This window comes from Pseudomonas sp. AGC41 (assembly GCF_057334555.1).
Genome location: NZ_JBHFJB010000095.1, coordinates 1 through 6,770, shown reverse-complemented (window position 1 = coordinate 6,770; position 6,770 = coordinate 1). Strand labels below are relative to the sequence as shown.

The 6,770-nt window shown below is 62.3% G+C and carries 3 protein-coding genes; 1 reads left to right on the top strand and 2 read right to left on the bottom strand.

Annotated features, from left to right (window positions below):
* Positions 1 to 59 precede the first annotated feature (59 nt).
* A complete protein-coding gene (locus tag ACE04F_RS16945) occupies positions 60 to 1,565 on the bottom strand; it encodes a hypothetical protein (RefSeq protein ID WP_486108452.1) in 1,506 nt (501 codons plus the stop codon).
* Positions 1,566 to 1,721: 156 nt separating this feature from the next.
* Positions 1,722 to 2,126: a DUF488 domain-containing protein gene (locus tag ACE04F_RS16940; protein WP_486106620.1), complete on the bottom strand. Its 405-nt coding sequence runs from the start codon at positions 2,124 to 2,126 to the stop codon at positions 1,722 to 1,724.
* 285 nt (positions 2,127 to 2,411) lie between these two features.
* On the opposite strand from ACE04F_RS16940, the gene ACE04F_RS16935 reads away from it, so the two are divergent.
* Positions 2,412 to 6,770: two-partner secretion domain-containing protein (locus ACE04F_RS16935; protein ID WP_486108450.1), on the top strand; the 4,359-nt coding region annotated here is incomplete at its 3' end.

The following is a 6,770-nucleotide window of genomic DNA, read 5'->3' as shown; positions in this document are numbered from 1 at the left end:
CCCCCCCCCCCCCCCACGGGATGGGTGTGGTCAACGGATCGCGGTGCGGCTGCGGTGGTTCACTCGAAGCTCAACACTTCGCAACCCTTGGCCTCGACCATGTTGCTGAACTCCGGCAAGCGCGCCACAAACTCCGTCTCGAACGCCAGATACCGATCCTGCGCCGGCACATAACGAATCTCCGGTTTGATTCGCGGCAGGTCCTTGGACGTCAGCTTCAGCACCTGGTTGCTCCGTTGGTTCCAGAACCACGCCAGCGTGTTTGTGCCGAAAGTGTTGGCGCGATAGCTCCAAACCCACCAGTCGCCATGCCCACGCGCGACGTGAAGTTGGCCATGAAACGTGCGCAACGTGATCACCTGTTTGGGCTGGGTGACCAGCAGGCGGGTGTCCTGGCGCAGCTCACTGCCAAAGCCGTCCAGCGTCGCCTGGGCCTTGGCGCCGGTGATGAAGTTGAAGCGCCACGCCAGCAACACTGTCTCTTGATATCCCGCGTGCTCGACGTTCTGCCGCGCGCCTTCGCTGAACAGCAGAATCTCGTCACCGCCCAGATACGCCGTGGCGGGCCGCAGCTTGTAGGCCTCGGCGGGCATCGGTTTGGCGGGGATGGCCTGGTGCGGCGGGTCCAGATTCCAGACCCAGCAGCGCTTGCCGTTGTGCTGCATGAACAACAAGCGACGGGGGCCGATGGGCAGGATGGTCAGCTCCTCCGAGTCCTCGAAGATCACCTCGCTGCTGTCCGTCGTGATCCGCCAGACTCGCGTCAGATGCTCGGGCTGGTAAATGCGCTGACGTTCAAAAATCTCCTCGTCCACCACGACACAAGGCTCTTCGAATGCCTGCCATTGCATTTCGGCAGGGCCGAAATCCTCAATCGCATCGCCCCGGAGGACCTCGTATTTGAACCGATCATCCGCGCTGTAATCGCCGTGTTTGACCTGGCGCCTCCACAGGCTGCGCTGGGCGTTGGCGTCGATCAGCCGCAGATCGGCGCCATCCAAGTCGTCGGTGCGCTGTTCGAGCATGTCCTGCTCGGCAGGCGGCCATTGGTTGTAGTCGATCAGAAAGCACAGCCAGCGGTCTTCGTCCTGCTCGGTAATCGCAGCCCAACCGTTGCGGTAGTTGTATTCATGCACATAGGTGGGGCCGGGATAGTCATGGACTTCCTGCAACCACTTGACTTTGCCGCGCTTGGGTTTGGCCGGTTTGCGCACTTTCACCACAGGGGGCTCGATCAACGTCGCCGTGAACCTCGGCTCCCCGCGAGGACTTTGCCAATGCCTGGCAAATGCCTCGCGCTGATCCGAGGGGAAAACCACCGGTCGATAATCGTCGCCACCGGCATCCAGGTTCCACAAGTCATAACCCTGACCCGCCAACACCGGCGCCAGCGCCTCGAAGCAGACCTCGGGCATTTCGTTGGACAGCTCATCCAACAACGCCTCGAACGCCGGACCAGCGAACACATCGATGTCGGGATAGTAATGCTGCAACAGCCCGAGCAAGTCGCTGCCCGGGGTTTTCCAATCGATATGAACCAATGGATCAAATTGCGCTGGCGTCACGGCTGTTTCCTTGTGGTTTCTCTGCGTATCTTAGCTGCACACCACAAACCTCAAGCAAAGTAAAAAGCCGATATTGATTGGCTGGCACAGACTACCGGCCCCGTGGCGAGGGAGCTTGCTCCCGCTGGGCTGCGCAGCAGCCCCAACCCATCCCACTCAAAACTCCGGAAACTCTCCCAGATAACAAACCGGCGAACTCGAATCCGCCCGCTTCTCCACTTCATCCTCCAGCCACTGCGCCAACACCACCGCATTATTCTCAGTGGTCGATTTGGCCGCATACACCAGGGTAAGCGTCCCGCCCCGCGCGACATCCACCAACTTCCACCAATGCTCCGGTCGCGCCGCCAGCTCTCGCCGATAGGCCACCCTGAACTCGGCCAACGTAACCGCTCCCGTCTTGAACGCCTTGCGCAACTCATGGGAAGGCCCCACCTCCGGCAGCCACTCAGCAATTGCCAACGCGTCCTTGCGACAGTTGCGCGGCCACAGCCGGTCGACCAGCACCCGCACGCCGTCTTCTGCGCTGGGTATTTCATAGGCGCGTTTGCATTGGATCATTACGGCCCGCCAGTAGGAATTCGACCGACTCAGCATAGGTCGCCCGCGACGAGGCGACCAGCAGCCCACCCATCGCAGAAAAATCTTTATCCCGTCCCCTCATTCAAAAGCCTTGGGCGCTCCAGCAAAGGAGCGGCCTCCGCGTGGCGGACATGATGGCGAGAAGCACTGTGGGATGTTGCGAGCCGCAATCCGCCCGGATGCGTTTTTTCCATTTGATTTGTCGACAGCGAACCGCCTGGTCGTCATGGCACGGCCCGCCGTATTAAGGATGAGTGAACAAAAATGAACAGAGTTTACCGAGTCGTCTGGAATGCCGTGATGGGCGCATGGCAGGTGGCATCCGAGTTGGTCAAGAGCCACGGCAAGGACAAAAGCCGTACCTCGCTCAGCCTCGTCATCGGCGTGGGCGGCGGTCTTTTCGCCTCGGTAGCGGCGGCGGGAGCGTTGCCCACCGGCGGCAACATCGTGGCGGGTAACGGCAGCATTCAGCACAATGGCAACAACATGGCCATTCACCAGGGCAGCGACAAGCTCGCGATTGACTGGCAGGGCTTTTCCGTCGGCAAAGGCAACACCGTCGAATTCGTCCAGCCTGGCAAGGCGTCGGTCGCCTTGAACCGTGTGCTGGGCTCGGACGTGTCGGTGATCCAGGGCGCGCTGAAAGCCAACGGCCAGGTGTTCCTGGTCAACCCCAACGGCGTACTGTTTACCCCTGGCGCACAGGTTGATGTGGGTGGCCTGGTGGCCTCCACGCTCAACTTGAGCACCGAAGATTTTCTCGCTGGCAACTACCGTTTCAGTGGCAACAGCGCCGCGTCGGTGGTCAACCAGGGCAACATCAATGCAGCGCAAGGCGGCACCGTTGCCCTGATCGCCGCAAAAATCGTCAACGAAGGCAACATCACCGCGCACAAGGGTAATGTGCTGCTGGGCGCCGGCAGCGTCGTAACGCTCGACCTGGGCGGGCCGGTGCAACTGGAAGTGAAAGAGGGCGCGCTTCAAGCGTTGATCGAAAACGGCGGCGCCATTCGTGCTGATGCCGGCCGCATCCTGCTGACCGCCCGTGCGGCGGAAACCCTCGCAAGCACCGTCATCAACAACACCGGGTTGATCGAAGCGCGTTCCCTGGATATCGGTGAAAACGGCCTGGTCACGCTGATGGGCGACCATGGCGATGTGCAAGTCGCTGGGCGTATCGATGTGTCCTCCGACACCGCCAAGGGCGGCAAGATCGTCGTGACCGGCGAGCGCGTAACAATCAAGGCAGGCGCCGAGCTCGACGCCACCGGTGCCAAGGGTGGCGGCGAAATCAATGTGGGCGGCAGCTGGCAAGGCAAGGACCCGTCGATCAAGCAGGCCAGCCAGACCACCATCGCCGCGGGTGCCGTGCTCGACGCATCGGCCACTGAAAACGGCAAGGGCGGTACCGTGGTGGCCTGGTCGGATGTCAAGAAACCGGGCAGCGTGACCCGCGTGGACGGCACCCTGAAAGCCACCGGCGGCGCCAAGGGCGGCGACGGCGGCAAGATCGAGACCAGCGGTGCGAAGCTGGCGGTGAGCAAGGCGGCCGATGCTTCGGCTAAAAACGGCAAGGGCGGCTTGTGGTTGCTCGACCCGGACAGCGTCACGGTGGGGCCGGGTAACGGAGGGCTGACCGGCGGCGCCAACGGCACAGAAGCCACGGTTGGCTTCAATGCGATCGATACGGCCCTGGCCGGCGGCACCGACGTGGCGATCAAGGCTGACAACAGCATCCACTGGAATGGCGACTACACTCCGACGAGCATCAGCGGCGAGCGGACGCTGACCTTGCAGTCCGGGCACAACGACGGCGGAACGGGCCGCTACGTCTTCGGCAATATTTTCCTCAACGGTGACATCGACGCCAGTGGCGCCGGCAATGGCAACAGCCTCGCGTTGATCCTCAACGGCAAAGTCGCGCTCAACACCGATGTGAGCCTGAAAAGCAACGGCGGCAATGTCGTGTTTGCCGGCGTAGTGGACTCCGACGCGGTAGCCAACAACCGCCAACTGCGCGTCGATGCCGGTTCAGGTTCGATCATCTTCAGCGACATGGTTGGCGGTAACAGCGCGCTGGGCTCGCTGTATGCGACCACCAGTGGCGCTGGCAAAACCTACATCAACGGCGCAAAAGTCTTCACCAGCGGCGAGCAGGTCTACACCGGCGCCGTCGAGCTGGGCACTTCGCAGTTCCTGAACGCCGACTTCGAGAACGGCCTGGTCGGCTGGAAGACCTCCATCGCCCAGTTCTTCACCGGCGTCACCGTGGTGGAAGGCGTGGTATCGCCGGATGACCCGACGCTCCCGACTACCTCGCCAACCAACGGCAATGCGCCGAGTGTTTCGCCTGGCGACCAGGGCGACATGAACTACAAACCGCTCACACCGGTCGCCGCCGCTGGCCAGGGCAAGGACGGCGGCGCAGCGCTGTTGCTGGGTACCGAGAACAATTCCAACTGCCTCAACGCGCCCGCCGGTTGCATCATGCGCGGCCCTTCGGTCGTGAGCGAGGGCACGGTTTCGCTGGCGGCAGGGGAAGCGGTCAGTTTTGATTACAAACCGGTCGCGGGCGGCGACACCTACGATGTCTTCGGTTATCTGTTGAACGTCAACACCGGCGAATACCAGATCATCCTGAACGAAACGGGTAACGGTACCGGCGCGGTCAATTGGCAAAGCCATACGGCGACTGCTGACAAGGCCGGCACCTACAAGTTCGTCTTCGTTTCCGGCAGCTTCGACCAGACCGCCGGCAAGCAGGTCGGCGGCTCGCTGTACGTCGACAACATCAAGACCAACACCTCGGGCAGCAAGGGCCTGCAGGGCAGTTCGATCACGTTCAACGGCAGCCTCAACAGCACCGACAACAACCTGGCCATCAAGGCGGACGATATCAACTTCAACGGTGGCGTTGGCAGCGTCACTGGCAACGGCAGCATCGCCTTGGAGACCAACACCCCGAGCAAGAACATTGCCGTGGGCGGCAGCACCGGCGATGCCCCCGGTGCGTTGGAACTGACCGGCACCGACATCGGCGCCTTGGGCGACGGGTTTACCTCCGTCAAGATCGGTGGCGCGGACATGACCGGTGACATCAACGTCATCGAGCAAACCCGCTTCAACGACAGCCTGATCCTCGATGCCGGTACCGGCAACATCCACATCAATGACCAACTGACCGTGGCGGATGCACCGGGCACCGGTAACGACGACAACAAACCGGCTCCGGTGCTGGCGTTGCAAAGCAATGGCGGCAGGATCGACCAGAGCGCTGGCGGTACCATTATTGCCGATGGCCTGGTGCTGTTGGGTAACGGTGCCGTCCATGACCTGGACAACGCCGGCAACGACGTCAACACCATCGCCAGCAACACCGGCACGGTCAGCTTTGCCGATGTCGATGACCTGACCGTTGGCGTGGTGACCATTCCCGACAGCCAGACTCCGGCAAACCCGCAAGGCGTACCGGTTGCCGGCATGACCCAGACCGGCGACTTGAACCTTGTCTCCGACACCCTCACCGTCGGCCAGGCCTTGGTCACCCAGGGCGATACGAGCCTGAGCGCCGACGAAATCGATCTCGCCGCGAGCGTCGCCGGTGGCGGCAGCCTCATCCTGCAGCAGAAGACCGTTGGCCTGGATATCCACCTTGGCGGCAGCGACGATCCGGAAGTGACCGGGCCAAACGATCCGCTGGTGCTGTCCGACGCCGACCTGGCGAACATCCAGGATGGCTTCGACAAGGTCGTCATCGGTAACGACAAGACGCGCAACATCACCGTCGACGACGAGGGCGCGACCTTCAAGGACGACCTGGCCCTGGTCGCCAACGGCGTCCTGGACCTGCTGGGCAATCTGACCCTCAAGGATCCCGAAGGCAGCGATGAAGACGGCACCACCGGCAAGGGCCTGACCCTGAGCGTCGACGCAGGCAAAGGCGCGGCCCAGGCAACTGGCGCGACCATTACCGCAGACGAACTGGCCTTGCGCGGCGAAGGTGATTTCAACCTGGGCAAGGGCGGGCATGACGTGAGTGTCATCGCCGCCGATGTCGGCAGCCTGAAATTCGCTGGCAACGGCGACCTGACGGTGGGCATCGTGGACGGTACCGTGGGGATCACCGCCGATGAGGCGGTCACCCTGAAAACCGATCACGACCTGACGCTGGCCAAAGGCATCACCATCGAAAACGGCCCACGGGACGACGCTAACAATGGCGAAACCCGTGCCGACGACATCATCACCCTGGAAGTAGGGGGCAACACCACCCAGGCCGGCGACGTCGGGGCCAAGCTGGATGCCAGTGGCCTGGTGCTGCTGGGCGGCAACTACGCGCTGAACAATTCGGGCAACGTGATCGGCGATATCGCCAGCGAGGCGGGCAAAGTCCGCTTCAACAACAGCGGCGACCTCAAGGTGGGCACGCTGACCGCGACCCATGCCGACGGCACGCAGACCAGCCTCACCGGCGTGAACAACACGGGTGACGTGAGCATTGGCACCCAAGGCAATCTGGCAATCAACGAAGGGCTCGCCACCAGCGGCAACGTGTTCCTCGATGTCGCTGGCAAAACCACTCAGGACGGCAACGGCAACATCACTGCCGACGGTTTGGCCCTC

What these genes read in the sequence shown, in the direction of transcription:
- ACE04F_RS16940 (WP_486106620.1), bottom strand. Translation starts at nt 2,126, where the DNA reads ATGATCCAATGCAAACGCGCCTATGAAATACCCAGCGCAGAAGACGGC.